Source organism: Gemmatimonadota bacterium (genome assembly GCA_016720805.1).
Classification (GTDB): domain Bacteria; phylum Gemmatimonadota; class Gemmatimonadetes; order Gemmatimonadales; family GWC2-71-9; genus Palsa-1233.
The window spans coordinates 266,004-278,581 of sequence record JADKJZ010000002.1 but is presented as its reverse complement, the minus strand read 5'-3'; the positions used below and the strand labels follow the sequence as shown (position 1 = coordinate 278,581).

Here is a 12,578-nt window from a genome sequence, read left to right as displayed (position 1 = left end):
TGGCACTGCGAGCACTTGGTCGCCCCTTCGAGCGCCTGGTGCGCCTTCGCCAGCGCACCCGGCGAGATCTGCGCATCCACTCGTCCCGGCAGCAACAGAACCACCAGCCCAAGCCACCGAAGCCAGCGCAATCAGCTCACCTTCTCGACGTCGCGAGGGATCGGCACGTCCTTCTGCACGATGCGCACGCCGATCTGCTCGAGGAATGCGAACGGCGCATCACCACCGATCCGGATCACCACGTCATCGTTCGGGATGATCATCGCCCCGGCCGGCCCCTCGAGGACCGCCACGTCGGCGCGCACCTCGCGCAGCTGCGTCTGCAGCAGCAAGGTGATCCGCCCGGCCGCCACCGCCCGATCGAGCTTCTCCTGATTGCGCGGCTTGATCCGTGGGAACGACTCACCACGGTAGGAGAGCTGCACCGTGGTGCCATCCTGATTCCCGAGACCCACTGCTGATTCGATCGCGCTGTCGCCGCCACCGACCACCAAGACCCGCCGCCCGGCGAACTGCTCCATCTCGACGATTTCGTAGACGACCTTGCTCAGTTCCTCGCCGACCACGCCGAGCTTCCGCGGTGAGCCACGGCGCCCCATCGCGAGCACCACGCGGCGCGTCCGATAGCGGCCGGCCGACGTCTCGACGTCGAAGAGCGTCCCTTCGGGCGTGACCTTCAGGACGCGCTCACCGGTGCGCACCTGGAGTCCGCTGCTCGCCACGATGCTCTCCCATGCGCGCAGCAGCGACTCCTTGGAGGTATCTGCCACCCAGAGGTTGCCGTAGAGCGGCATCTGGATCGGCTCCGCCAGCAGCAACTTGTGCCGCGGATACTTCCGCACCTTTCCGACAACGCGCCCTGCTCGACCATGACGTACTTGGGCCCGCTGCGGATCGCCTCGACACCGGCGCTGAGGCCGGCCGGACCGCTGCCAACGATCAGCACGTCGACCGCATCGCGTTCGTCGGCCGTCGCCGGTGCCAGCGTCGACGCGATGTGTTCGACCGCCAGTCGGCCCTCGTTCACGGCGTTCTTGATGAGCCCGCGTCCGCCGAGTTCGCCGACGATGTAGAGGCCGGGGAGATTGCTCTCGAAGTTGGCATTGACCAGCGGGACGGAGACCCGGTTCACCGCCGCGCCCGTCGTCACCAGGATGCCACCGACCGGGCAGGCCGCCACGCATTCGCCGTGGCCCTTGCACAGGGCGTCATCCACCACCGCAAGCTTCTTGTGCATGGTGATCGCGCCCGGCTCCGGACAGGCGTCGACGCACGTGCCGCAGCCGACACAGACGTCGGCTCGCACCATCGCCTTCGGCGCCCGCTCCCGGCCGCGAAGTTCACCCTCGACGACCGGCGCCGAGACCAGTTCGTAGGCCTGCTGCGGTGCACCGCACTGACGGCACCGCATCGCCCCGACGTGGAGCGCCGTGCCGCAGCGCGGACAATTCGGCATCATGGCCGACCCGCCACCGGCCTTCGCCGTTGCGCGCAGGTGCATGCGGATGGCGAGCCCGGTGATCAGGACGAAGGCGAGGAGGGTCGCAGCGAGGATTCCGTAGTCGCGGCCTAGTACCGCACCACGCCGACGGCGAGGACGACCACGATGTGGATGATGACCGCAACCATTGCCGTCACCGCGAAGGGACGGTGAGCCACGTGCCAGAACCGGAAGACCCGATGGGTCGCCTCGAGCATGCGCGATTGCTGCTCCAGCGACATCTCCTGCGACGCCAGGCGCACCGCCTCGCCGAGCGCAGCCTTGCTCAGCGGCCGGCCGGCAGGCGCGACACCGGCCCACCGGCGCTGCAGCTCCGAGGTGCGGCGCCACCGCGTGAGATCGTCGGCGAGCAGCCGCATGAAGATCTTGCCGAGGCTCTGTTCTGCCTCCACCGGCGCCCCGACCGCGAGCGTGCGTTCGACCACGTCGACGCCGAGTCCGGTCGTCTCGGCCAGCTCACCGATCAACTCGCGCCGCCGCCCGGCGACTTCCTCGCGTGTCAGCTCGACGCCATTCCGGGCGCGCGGAATCCGGACGTAGAGGTAGCGGCCGATCACACCGCTGGCGACCACCACCATCATCGAGAGGAGCCCGAGTCCGATCACGCCATCGGCGCGCCAGGTCGCATGAATCGCCAACAGGAGGGGCATCGCCAGGGCCGTGGCGACGTGAACATCCATCCATTTGCCGAGCGAGCCGAGGAAGGCGAGGCGCTTGTACTTCTTCCGGAGCGGGTAGAGCCAGAGGAAGATGAAGATCGCCACCGCAATGATCCCGGCGGTCAGGCCGACGGTCCCCGACGGGCGGAGCATGGCGTGCCACGGATGGCGAACCCGCTCGGCCATCGGTTCCAGGTAGTACGGGGCACCGATCAGGTTCACGGCAGCCAACGGCAACGCCACGCCAAAGGTCCAGCCCCAGATCTTCCAACGGCCCCGGCGCGCAGCGTCGGTCGCTGACGGCGTTGGCGTCGGCCGGCCCGCGGTGCTCGGGGGAGCATCGACCGCCGTCGATACTTGAGGCGCCCGGACCAGTTCAGGGTGGCGGGGCATCTCATAGGCGGGGTGGAGTTGACGCGCAGGATCGGTCATGCCTTCCCTCAGGTCGTGCATCGAATCGGCAAGTGGTTCAACGGGGGTCATCCTATCCGGTCGGATACGGATCTTACAACCCGGCAGTATCGGAATCGGTGTGCATTCTTTGTACACTTGTACGTGAAGCAGATTGCGGGCCGGATTCGAGCGTGCCCCGTGAATGATTCAGGTCAATCAGTTGATGCGGCGGAGGCCCATTGCACCATTCATCTTCGACATCCTGTCCCCAGTGCGGCGCATCGGTCCACGGCAGATTCTACGAGAGCTACGGCACGGCGATCGCCGAATCAGCCTGTCGGCAATGCGGCATCGTGGCGCCGCCGGGTGCGATGTTCTGCGCGAATTGTGGGACGAGTTTCGGTGGTGACGCGCAACCGTCGGCCCCCGACACACCGAGCGTGGCCACCCCGCGCGGGACGCGCAGCTGGACCATACCGGCGATGCTCGGGGTCGCGGCGATTGCGGCATTGGGGTGGGCCGCATCGCGTCCGAGTCCAACCGTCACCAGCGGTGAGACCACGTCGCCGAGTGGAGCCGTGGTATCGGATGGCACCCCGCCAGATCTCTCGAAACTCAGTCCCCAAGAGCAATTCCTGCGATTGTCGGATCGAATCCGAGACGTCGGTGCAGTCCGGCGACACCGCCACGGTCGTCCGATTCTTCCCGATGATGGAGCAGGCCTTCACCAATCTCCCGACTGCCGATCGCAACAACGATTTGCGCTTTCATCTCGCCTTGCTGCGTGCGCAGGTCGGTCACTTCCCTGGTGCGGTCGCGCAGGTCGACACGATCGTCGCCAGCGCGGAGAATCATCTCCTGGTCGACTATCTCCGCGCACTCATCGCGGACTATCAGGGGAACGTCGCCGCCGGGCGCGCGGCGCGGCTCGCGTTCCGACAACACTTCGATACCGAGGTCGCGTTGAAGCGCCCCGAGTATCTGGCCCACCGCTCTCTGCTCGACGACTTCCTGAAGACGACGCCGACGAAGTAGCAGGTAATGGCGCGAACGGCTGATCAATAAGTGACCAGCAAAGTGTATTAAAAATCGACACTTTTGGCGGCCTGGCGAGAACCTACTCTCACCAGGCCGTTCGTCGTTCCCTCCGGAGAACTTCGGACCATCCCCTCACCGCCCACCCCGCCGCGGTAGTACCCTTCCTCCATGATCCCTGCCCACGAAGCCCTCGCCCGACTCCGGGCCGGCAATCTCCGCTTCAATACCAGCGTCAGCGGCGGCGCGCCGGTGCTTCATCAGGCCCGCCGAGCGGAGCTGACCGAAGGGCAGGAGCCATTCGCCATCATCCTCGGCTGCGCCGATTCCAGGGTCCCGGCCGAGATCGTCTTCGACCAGGGACTCGGCGATCTCTTTGTGATCCGGGTCGCCGGCAACATCGTCGCCCCCTCGCTGGTAGGGAGCGTCGAGTTCGCGGCCGAGCGGTTTCACACCAGGCTGGTGGTGGTCCTGGGCCATTCCCAGTGCGGAGCGATCGTGGCGACCATCGAGGAACTGCAGCACCCCTCGCCGAGCTCAACCCACTCGCGCAACATCCGGGCGATTGTCGACCTGGTGCGGCCGTCGGTCGAGTCGCTCCTCGACACGCCGCTCGCGCAGGCCCACGACGCCCTGGTGGCCGAAGCGGTCCGCGCCAACATCCGCGCCTCCGCGGACCACTTGCGGCATGGCTCGGAGATCCTGGAGCAGTTGATTCGGGAGGATGGTCTGCTGGTGGTGGGGGCGGAATATTCGCTGGAGACCGGGGTGGTCACCTTTTTCGACGGGATGCCGGGGTGACCGGTCGCCGCTGCGGGGAGCGGCGGCAGGACCGGCGGGTTGCTATCCCTTCCGGCCGCTGGCCGGATCGCCCCGGTCGGCGATGATCCCCGGCTCGCTGCCCATGTGCTCGCCCAGCCACGCCAGCAACTGGCGGTCGATCTCGGCCTCGTCCTGATCCGCCAGCTCCGGCATGACCGTCCAGCGCTTGCCGGCGGCCATCAGCGCCCAGGTGGGGGGCACCTCGGGGTGATTGCGCGACGGATTGGCCCGCTGACCCTCGCAGGTGACGAAATGGTACTCGCGTCCGCCAAGGGTCAGGCGACGCTGCAGGGTCTTGTAGGCGCTCATGCGAACTCACTCGTGCCGGGGACGAAGGACGGCAAAGTGGCCGCAGGGGAAATCTAAGCGGGGGTACCCGGAATCGAGCCTCCGGCGGCGGATTGGCCCTCCACCGCTGGCGCGTTCTTCGGGGCCGGACTTATCGCTGGCTCCGAACCCTCTCCGGCCCGAGGCCTCCAGCTTGGCCGATACCACCTCGAACGACTGCAAACCCACCTCGCCGATCGCTATGCGTTCGGGCGGGAGCTTGGCCGTGGGGGCATGGGCCACGGTCTTCCCGACCCCGCGACATCAAGCACGACCGCAAGGTGGCCGTGAGTCCTCCACCCGGACCTCTCCGCCTCGATCGGCGGCGAGCGCTTCGAGCGCGAGATCCGCAGTGCCGGGCGCCTGCAGCACCCGCATCCTCGGGATGTATGACTCGGGCGTCTCCGACGGGCTGCTCTACTACGTCATGCCGTTCGTCGAGGGGGAGTCGCTGCGCGACCGGCTCGACCGTGAAGGCCAGCTCTCCGTCGAGGATGCGCTGCAGATCACGCTCGAAGTGGCCGACGCCCTCGAGTACGCCCACAAGCAGCAGGTCATCCACCGCGACATCAAGCCGGAGAACGTCCTGCTCAGCGGCGGCCACGCGCTGGTAGCCGACTTCGGCATTGCCCGCGCGGTCGAGGATGGCGCAGCAACTGACGCAGACCGGGATGGCGCTGGGCACGCCGACCTACATGGCCCCCGAACAGGGGATGGGCGAGAAGGTCGGCGTCACCGCGGACATCTACTCGCTCGGCTGCATGCTGTTCGAGATGCTCGCCGGCGAGCCGCCGTTCAGCGGGAAGAACGCCTCGGCGATCCTCGCGAAGCACGTGATGGAGCAGGTGCCGTCGCTCCGGATCATCCGGCAATCGGTACCCGAGGAAGTCGAGTACGCGATCTTCTGCTCGCTGGGGAAGTCGCCGGCCGATCGGCCCCAGAGCGCGGCGGCGTTTGCCGCCCTGCTGGTCGCGGCGCCGATGCCGGCGGGCGCGACGTCGACCCGCATGATGACGATGCGGCACACCACGGCGCGCCGCACCACCAGCGGGATGACGAGCGCTTTCGGGGTCGCCGCTCCGATGCCGGTGCCGCTCTGGAAGCGGCCAATGGTGCTCGGGGTCGCGTTGCTGGTGCTGGCCGGGGGCGGATTCGGTGCGTACAAGCTGACGGCGGGTGGCAAGCCGGTGCCGCTGGCCGACAGCGGCGGGCTGTCCAAGAAGCGGATCGCGGTGCTCTACTTCCAGACTGGCGATTCACTCGCCACGCTCGCCGATGGTTTGACCGAAGCGCTGATCGAGAACCTGAACACCATCCCGGGCCTCGCCGTGATCTCCGCGGGTGGTGTCGGCCAGTATCGCGGCAATGACTCGATCCCGCCCGAGGACATCGGCAAGGCGCTGAATGCGGGGACGCTGGTCAAGGGGACGCTCGACCAGCAGGGCGACAAGATCAGGGTGTCGATCCGCCTGCTCGACGGCAACTCCGGCGTCGATTTCGGCGACCCCAAGAGCTTCATGGTGGATGGCCGCAACTTCGCGGCGGTGCGCGATTCGACCGTGACCGAAGTGGCTACCCTGATCCGTGAGCGCATCGGCGGCGAGGTGCTGCTGAAGGAGCAACGCCGAGCCACGTCGAACAACGATGCGTGGTTGCTCGTGCAGCGGCCGAACGACTCCGGAAGAGCGCGGCGGCCACGAAGGGTGACAGCGCGTTGCTGATCCGCGCCCAGGCCGACACGCTGCTGGCCCAGGCAGAGACCCTCGACCCGAAGTGGCCCGACCCGATCATCGGACGGGCCCGGCTGGCGTACGAGACGTCGCGCCGCAACGCCGATCCACTCGAGGCAAAGGCGCCGATCGACGCGGGCCTCGCGCACATCAACCGGGCGCTGGCGCTGCAGCCGCAGGACCCGAACGCACTGGAGTTGCGCGGCAACCTGCAGTACTGGCGCTATCTGGTGAAGGTTGACGCCGAGAAGGAGAAGCAGTCGGCGTTGCTCACGGCGGCGCGCGCCGACCTCGAGAAGGCGACGGAGCTCAACCCCAATCAGGCCGGGGCGTGGGCGTCGCTCTCACACCTCTACTACGCGATTCCGGAAGTCTCACCAAGGGACATCTACCGGGCTGCCGAGAAGGCGTGGGAGGCCGACGCCTTCCTCAGCAACGCGCAGGTGGTCTTGAACCGGCTCATCCTCGCGTCGTATGACACGGAGGAGTGGACAACTGCCACGCGTTGGTGCGACGAGATGCAGCGCCGCTACCCCGCCTCGTCCCAGGCGCCGCGCTGCAAGCTCTACCTCGAGACGTCGAAGAAGAAGGAGTGGGACGTCCCGCTCGCGTGGAAGCTGGCCGACTCGATCACGGCGATGGCGCCGAAGCCGCAGCAGCAGTTCGAGCGCTTCAAGAGCGACCTGCTGGTGGCGGCGGTGCTCGCGCGCGCCGGCCTCGGCGACAGTGCCAAGCGGGTGGTCGACCGGTCGCGCGGCAACCCGGACATCGACCCCAATCTCGAACTGCCACAGTTCGCGGCCTTCGTCGGCGCGCTCCGCGGCGACACGACGGCTGCCCTGGCCGACCTGAAGACCTATCTGTCCAAGAGCGACGATCGGCGGAAGGCGCTCGTGGCCTACCCGGGGTGGTGGTATCGCCCGATCGCCGAGACTCCCGGTTTCAAGAAGCTGCTCGCCAACTAGCCGGCACCGGCCAGCGGATCCCACGGCGCCCCACCCCCCACCGGGTGGGGCGTTTGGCATCCGGGACCCGGGAAATGCCCGTCGCAACTGGCCCACATGGGTGTAACGCGCGCGCAACACCATTGCGGACTTTTCGACTGTGGCGTATATCAATCGCCATTGGGGGTGGCAGGATGAATCGCCGAGGCGGTACGCTCGGCGTCCATCCCACCGCACTCCCTCCTGATTCCCCCTGGAGGCGTCGTGCTTCGTTCCACCCGGTTGCCGCTGCTCGCGGTGCTGTTGCTTGCCACGGCATGCGGAGACTCCGCCTCGCTGGCCGATCAGGCCACTGGCGCCGTCCCGACGCGCGGCCGCGCGGCGGACGCTGCCGCGTGCACGGCGGACCCCGTGCAGATCCGGGCGCACTGTCGAGCGGCTTCTCGTCGCTCGCCAACAGCTTCACCGCCACGAGCACCTGGAACGCCGTCGTGCAGGCGACGAACGCGAACAATGCGACGCTGGCCAAGGCGAAGGCGTTCGAGTTGGTCGACTTCCTCCTCGCCAACGACGCGAACCAGCAGGTGGCGTTGTCGCCGGCGACCCTCGCCTCGGTGCTGAACCAGATCTTCTGTTACGTCGGCATCGACGCCGGGATCGCGAACCCCAAGGAGACGTGGGTCGTGCACGTCGGCGACCCGATGACCACGCTGCAGACGCTGGACCGCCAGTCCGGAGCCCAGTTCCCGCCGGATGCGGTCGTCGAGAACACCATCGTGACGGCGCGCCGGCTCACTGACCCGAACGCCCTCACGACGCCGCTCGACAAGTACGCGTTCATCTATGAGTGGACGGTGTCGCCTGCCCAGACGCTGAAGCCGGGCACGAAGGCGATCGTCGGCGTCTGCCCGGATCCCGTAGAACTCATCAACGTGCCGGCGAATGAAATCGACTCGCTGCTGGCGCGGCTGGTGCTCGCCCACCAGAAAAACCCGGCCACCTTCGAGGTGCTCCGCGCGTCAACATTCCGCCGGAGATGACGCTCGCGTGCGGGGCGATCACCTCGGCCGCGATCCCGTCGAGCTGGGGTGGTCGACTCCTCGACGCGCTGGCGAGCGTGGTGCGCCCCGCACCGCTCGCCGCTGCCGGTCGCTTCGCGGGCAGCGGCGGCATCGGCGGCGCGACCAGCGAGTTCTCGCCGTTCGAGCCGGTTGACCCGCAGCTCTTCGCCTCGGGCGGCGTCGGCGGGTCGACCAGCGAGTTCGTCCGCGACGCCCTCCTCGTGACCACGATCGATGGCACCGTCGGCACGACCCGCACCGGCGCGGGCCTCCCGACGATCACGGTCAAGACCCGCCAGGGGACGCCGATTCCGGGCGTCACCGCCGCCTGGACGACGGCACCGTCCACCGTGGCGCCCTACAGCGCGAAGCCGGGTAACGCCTCGGTCTGCGGCGCCGACGCCGCCACCAACGCCGCCGGGACTGCGGCCGTCGGCTGCATCAATTTCGGCACGACGTCCGACCTCCGCACCGCCTACACCAAGCTGACTGCGACGCTCACGCCACCGGCCAACCTCGACCCGACTGTGATCGAGTTTGTCCCGGAGGCGCCGAGCTGGCTGATCGCCGCGTATGGGGCAAGCAGCCTCGTCTTCACCCAACCGGCCGCGGGCAATTACAGCGCCGGTGCGTTGATCCCCGCCCGCGTCGAGGTGCGCTCCGACTTGGGCACGATCGTGCCGACCGCGTCGAACCCGGTGACGCTATCGCTGAACAAGAACAGCTTTGACGGCGGTGCCACGACAAAGGTCACCAATGCGGTCAACGGGGTGGCCACCTTCAGCACCACGATCCTGCAGGCGGCCACGGGCTATCGATTCGCTGCCGCTGCGACGCTCGGCGACGCGGGGCTCGTGTCCAGCACCACGGGGAGCAACCTCTTCGATGTCGCGCCCGGTGCCGCGTTGCGGTTTGTGGCGGTCGGCCCCACGGCGTATGGCAAGGTGAACGGCGGTGCGGTCAGCCCGACGCCGACCGTCCGGGTCACCGACCAATTCAACAACCCGCAGGTTGGTGTCCCGGTCTTCTGGACACCAGGCGGCGCCATGGGTGCCACCGTGAACGGCGCGCCGCTGACGGCCACGACCCCCACCGGGGCCGACGGGAGTGCGTCGGTCACCGGGTGCCCTGGCGAAGGGGAGAATCAACTGCGCGCCTCGCTGCAGTCGACGCCGGGGGGCGCGGAGCTCTTCTACACCGCGACGCATTCCTCCGCCTACACGACCATCAACGCCTGCACCCCCGCCGCGTTTCGGGACGACATCGCCGCGTACTACTTCACCATTCCCGGTCCGGTGGGTGCCGGCGGATTGGTGCGTTCCATCGGCCTGTACCTCTCGGCCGAGGCAACGCTGGGCAGAGCGGTCCGATCGCGTACCCAATGACATTGGTGGCCGAGCGGGTGGTGAAGAACGCTACGACGGGTGCGCCCCAGACGCAGTCGTTCAGCGCCTCGGCGATCGCGTTCCTGGGGGGCGAGAGTGAAGGCAACGGCGGTGTCGATCGGCTGGTCACCTTCCAGTTTGACATCGGCCCGCTGCCGAACGCGCAGCTGGTGACGCGAAACCGTCAGCCCGAGCTGGTGCTCCGCTTCCAGCTGCCGAATGGCGGGTATGGTCGGCGCATCAACTTCAACGGCGGCCCCTGCGCGCCGGGCAAGAACTGCTCACCGCCGCCTGGGTGCTCCGCCACGCAGTCCGCATTGCCCTTCCCGAGCGCCTCGATCTTCCGGAAGAGCGTCGCCCTGATCGTGCGCGGCCGGTTTACCACGGACCCGGAAGATCGCCGGCTGGGCCGGGCGCGCTAGGGCGCCGCGCGATACCGATCAGAGTTTCACCACCGACGCGGACCAGCTTGCCTGGTCCGCGTCGCTTTTGTGCATCGCCCCGACGTGCACGATGACGTCGGTCCCGGTCCGCGTGATCGAGAAGCGATCCATGTGGCGGGTGGCGCGGCCGGCGATGAAGGTGCCGTCGGGCTGGTAGCGCGACTTGTGCTTCGGACACTGGAACTCGTGCTTGGCCTCGGTCCACCGCAACGCCGTCCGCTGGTGCGGGCAGGAGAGGTTGAAGGCCCAGACACTGTTCTGCCAGCGGACCAGGATCACCTCGTTCACCTTGTCGATCTGCACGCCGTCGGCGGCCGGTACCGGATAGGTCGGATCTGCCCCGACGCGGCCGCTGGCCGTGACGCGACGCGGCTCCATCGCCGCGGCCACCTCGGCCGGAATGCCAGCCAGGCAGCAGCGCGCCCATCGCGGCCGCGCCGATCTCCTTCAGGAATTCCCGGCGGGGCCGGGTCAATTCGCAGCCTTCGCAGGCGGCGTCATCGTTGTGTTCGCTGCTATCGTTCACGGCAACCTCAGGGCAGGACAATGGTGGAGGACCGACGTCGGTGCAGCGCACTCACGCCGCATTGACCAGCACGACCCCGACGACGGCGGTGCTGATCCAGAGCATCAGCGAGAACCAACTGACCCGGCGCAACGTTCCCCATCGCGCGTCGGTCGGATCGCGCCGGAGCAACCGCTCGGCACGCAACATGACCAGCCCGTTGACCGAGAGGAGCGCGACCAACGCCAGTTTCACCAGAAACGCGGGCGAGGCCGAGAAGGTCTCGACATCGGAAGCCGCAAGCGCCACGCCGCTCGCGAACAGCGCCGCCAATCCGATCTTCACCGGCCGGTGCACCGACTGCAATTCCTCAAGCATCGCCATCCGGTCGGCCGTCTCGCGCCGCGTCGTGCGCAGCGTGAGTCGGTCCGCCGCGACGGCGAAGCCGCCGCCACCAGCATCGCCACGACGTGCACCGAAGTGACCGCGATCTCGGTCAGTCGGGAATCGGCATAGAACGCCTGCCATGGCGCACACCAGCGGGTGAGCGTGTCGATCAGCGTGGCGAGCATCAATCCATCCAGAGCCACATCATCACGGTGGAGGCCGTCGCGAGACTGATCGAGGCGATGGCCCGCGTGCGGTGCGTCCGCGCCGGCATCCGATTCGCGCGCCCCTTCGGCCGCCGCAGCGGTCCACAGGAATCCGGCATCGGCCGCGAGCATGGCGATGGTGTGGATCCACTTGCGAGTCCGTCCCGAGGGATCCTTCCGCGACTCGTAGAGATTCCAGCCGCCCGTGACAGTGTTGACGGTGAAGAGCACCCCGAGTCCGGCTGCCACCGCCGAGTGCGCGCCACGCGCACTGGATCAGTTCCCGCCGTCCTCGCCACCTCAGTTCACTCCGTTGCGCTGGTCACGCAGCAGCTTCTCGCCAAGGAAGTACTCTGCCGCGAAGAGCGGCAATTCCGCGTAACTGGCGATGCGATGGATCTTCAACCGGACGGCGTACGCATCGCTGTATTCGATCGCCCTGAGGCGACCGGTGTCCGCAGGCGCCTGATGAATGCCGACGGCAAGCGAGGCCGCGCACGCGCCGCACTCACGAAGGGGCGTCGTCGACGTGGCGAGTTGCTGCGCGGCGAGCGAGATCGCCGACGACGACGAGATGGCGAGGAGAAAGGCGAACCTGCGCATGAGCGGCTCCCAGAGGTCAGCGTGATTCGAGCATCACCACGGAAGCGATACTCACGCGCCGGTGTGCAATCACTACCAAGGACGCGTGATCGGCAACCGCCAACACGGCCACGGAATGGGGACCGAATCAGTCGTCGAATCATTCCCGGTTCGCGCGATCGGGGCCGTCGCTCAGTGACCGTCATGCGTTGGCCACCGAGCAACTGCCGCAGCGCCGTCCGGGACGAGGTGTGGGCACCCTCCGTAAGTTGCATCGCCTGCAGCGCGGTGCGAAGGGTGGCCAGTTCCGGGTGCTCGACAGCCAGCATCTCGAGCACGGTCCCGCGCACCAATACTGTGCGCCGCTGCACCAGACACCCAAGCAGGCCATACTCGCGCCACCAGCTTCTGGCCGGAAGGACGTGCACCTCGGGAAGCTGCTGTGCCAGAAGGGCATGAAACTCGTCGAGCGTCGCAATCACCCGGGACGGGCCTGGGGGGTCGACCTGCCAGCAGCGGCAGAGTGCCGCGATGTCCTCGGGTGGGATCGGAAACCCCACCCGCCGCACTGTTTGCCAGGCTTCCAGTCCGTTTGGCT

15 protein-coding genes and 1 pseudogene are annotated in these 12,578 nt (G+C 67.8%); 8 read left to right on the top strand and 8 right to left on the bottom strand.

The genetic code is table 11. The features are described from left to right. Window positions 1–131: 131 nt before the first annotated feature. The 3 genes from IPP98_04565 to IPP98_04555 form a co-directional block, all read right to left on the bottom strand. Window positions 132–722: an NAD(P)-binding domain-containing protein gene (locus IPP98_04565; protein MBL0178385.1), complete on the bottom strand. Its 591-nt coding sequence runs from the start codon at window positions 720–722 to the stop codon at window positions 132–134. Next, complete coding sequence (locus IPP98_04560) at window positions 677–1,501, bottom strand: 4Fe-4S dicluster domain-containing protein (protein MBL0178384.1); 825 nt, start codon at window positions 1,499–1,501, stop codon at window positions 677–679. The genes IPP98_04565 and IPP98_04560 overlap by 46 nt, the downstream gene beginning before the upstream one ends. 68 nt (window positions 1,502–1,569) lie before the next feature. After that, window positions 1,570–2,592 carry a hypothetical protein gene (locus IPP98_04555; GenBank protein ID MBL0178383.1) on the bottom strand — a complete coding sequence of 341 codons (1,023 nt, stop codon included), beginning with the start codon at window positions 2,590–2,592 and terminating at the stop codon, window positions 1,570–1,572. A 200-nt stretch (window positions 2,593–2,792) separates the two neighbouring features. On the opposite strand from IPP98_04555, the gene IPP98_04550 reads away from it, so the two are divergent. Together IPP98_04550 and IPP98_04545 are read left to right on the top strand one after the other, a co-directional pair. Continuing rightward, window positions 2,793–3,611, top strand: coding sequence for a zinc ribbon domain-containing protein (locus tag IPP98_04550; GenBank protein ID MBL0178382.1), 819 nt, complete (start codon window positions 2,793–2,795; stop codon window positions 3,609–3,611). 148 nt (window positions 3,612–3,759) lie between these two features. Beyond that, complete coding sequence (locus IPP98_04545) at window positions 3,760–4,389, top strand: carbonic anhydrase (protein ID MBL0178381.1); 630 nt, start codon at window positions 3,760–3,762, stop codon at window positions 4,387–4,389. A gap of 42 nt (window positions 4,390–4,431) precedes the next feature. Here the strand turns inward: IPP98_04545 and IPP98_04540 are convergent, their stop codons facing one another. Beyond that, window positions 4,432–4,719: a hypothetical protein gene (locus IPP98_04540; protein MBL0178380.1), complete on the bottom strand. Its 288-nt coding sequence runs from the start codon at window positions 4,717–4,719 to the stop codon at window positions 4,432–4,434. Between IPP98_04540 and IPP98_04535 the strand changes: the two are divergent. The 6 genes and pseudogenes from IPP98_04535 to IPP98_04510 all read left to right on the top strand — a co-directional run bounded on the left by IPP98_04535 (window position 4,718) and on the right by IPP98_04510 (window position 10,279). Next, window positions 4,718–5,392: pseudogene (locus IPP98_04535) on the top strand (protein kinase). The gene IPP98_04540 and the pseudogene IPP98_04535 sit on opposite strands and share 2 nt — an antisense overlap. Further along, a complete protein-coding gene (locus IPP98_04530) occupies window positions 5,382–6,458 on the top strand; it encodes a protein kinase (protein MBL0178379.1) in 1,077 nt (358 codons plus the stop codon). The pseudogene IPP98_04535 and the gene IPP98_04530 overlap by 11 nt, the downstream one beginning before the upstream one ends. Continuing rightward, window positions 6,386–7,432, top strand: coding sequence for a hypothetical protein (locus IPP98_04525; GenBank protein MBL0178378.1), 1,047 nt, complete (start codon window positions 6,386–6,388; stop codon window positions 7,430–7,432). Before IPP98_04530 ends, IPP98_04525 begins: the two co-directional genes overlap by 73 nt. Window positions 7,433–7,806: 374 nt before the next feature. Next, window positions 7,807–8,451 (top strand): hypothetical protein, encoded by a 645-nt coding sequence (locus IPP98_04520; GenBank protein ID MBL0178377.1) that lies wholly within the window; start codon window positions 7,807–7,809, stop codon window positions 8,449–8,451. Continuing rightward, window positions 8,448–9,857, top strand: coding sequence for an Ig-like domain-containing protein (locus IPP98_04515; GenBank protein MBL0178376.1), 1,410 nt, complete (start codon window positions 8,448–8,450; stop codon window positions 9,855–9,857). The genes IPP98_04520 and IPP98_04515 overlap by 4 nt, the downstream gene beginning before the upstream one ends. Beyond that, window positions 9,854–10,279, top strand: a complete 426-nt coding sequence (locus IPP98_04510) for a hypothetical protein (protein MBL0178375.1) — start codon at window positions 9,854–9,856, stop codon at window positions 10,277–10,279. Before IPP98_04515 ends, IPP98_04510 begins: the two co-directional genes overlap by 4 nt. Window positions 10,280–10,297: 18 nt before the next feature. Here the strand turns inward: IPP98_04510 and IPP98_04505 are convergent, their stop codons facing one another. The 4 genes from IPP98_04505 to IPP98_04490 all read right to left on the bottom strand — a co-directional run bounded on the left by IPP98_04505 (window position 10,298) and on the right by IPP98_04490 (window position 12,001). Beyond that, window positions 10,298–10,678, bottom strand: coding sequence for a Rieske 2Fe-2S domain-containing protein (locus IPP98_04505; GenBank protein ID MBL0178374.1), 381 nt, complete (start codon window positions 10,676–10,678; stop codon window positions 10,298–10,300). Window positions 10,679–10,877: 199 nt separating this feature from the next. Further along, a complete protein-coding gene (locus IPP98_04500; protein ID MBL0178373.1) occupies window positions 10,878–11,150 on the bottom strand; it encodes a hypothetical protein in 273 nt (90 codons plus the stop codon). Beyond that, complete coding sequence (locus IPP98_04495) at window positions 11,147–11,647, bottom strand: hypothetical protein (GenBank protein MBL0178372.1); 501 nt, start codon at window positions 11,645–11,647, stop codon at window positions 11,147–11,149. Before IPP98_04495 ends, IPP98_04500 begins: the two co-directional genes overlap by 4 nt. Before the next feature lie 51 nt (window positions 11,648–11,698). Continuing rightward, window positions 11,699–12,001, bottom strand: a complete 303-nt coding sequence (locus IPP98_04490) for a hypothetical protein (GenBank protein MBL0178371.1) — start codon at window positions 11,999–12,001, stop codon at window positions 11,699–11,701. Window positions 12,002–12,578 lie beyond the last annotated feature (577 nt).

Bases quoted from the DNA above. Each gene is read 5' to 3' on its own strand.
- IPP98_04560 (MBL0178384.1), bottom strand. From the start codon at position 1,501: ATGCACCTGCGCGCAACGGCGAAGGCCGGTGGCGGGTCGGCCATGATG.
- IPP98_04555 (MBL0178383.1), bottom strand. From the start codon at position 2,592: ATGACCGATCCTGCGCGTCAACTCCACCCCGCCTATGAGATGCCCCGC.
- IPP98_04545 (MBL0178381.1), top strand. From the start codon at position 3,760: ATGATCCCTGCCCACGAAGCCCTCGCCCGACTCCGGGCCGGCAATCTC.
- IPP98_04540 (MBL0178380.1), bottom strand. From the start codon at position 4,719: ATGAGCGCCTACAAGACCCTGCAGCGTCGCCTGACCCTTGGCGGACGC.
- IPP98_04530 (MBL0178379.1), top strand. From the start codon at position 5,382: ATGGCGCAGCAACTGACGCAGACCGGGATGGCGCTGGGCACGCCGACC.
- IPP98_04515 (MBL0178376.1), top strand. From the start codon at position 8,448: ATGACGCTCGCGTGCGGGGCGATCACCTCGGCCGCGATCCCGTCGAGC.
- IPP98_04510 (MBL0178375.1), top strand. From the start codon at position 9,854: ATGACATTGGTGGCCGAGCGGGTGGTGAAGAACGCTACGACGGGTGCG.
- IPP98_04505 (MBL0178374.1), bottom strand. From the start codon at position 10,678: ATGGAGCCGCGTCGCGTCACGGCCAGCGGCCGCGTCGGGGCAGATCCG.
- IPP98_04490 (MBL0178371.1), bottom strand. From the start codon at position 12,001: ATGCGCAGGTTCGCCTTTCTCCTCGCCATCTCGTCGTCGTCGGCGATC.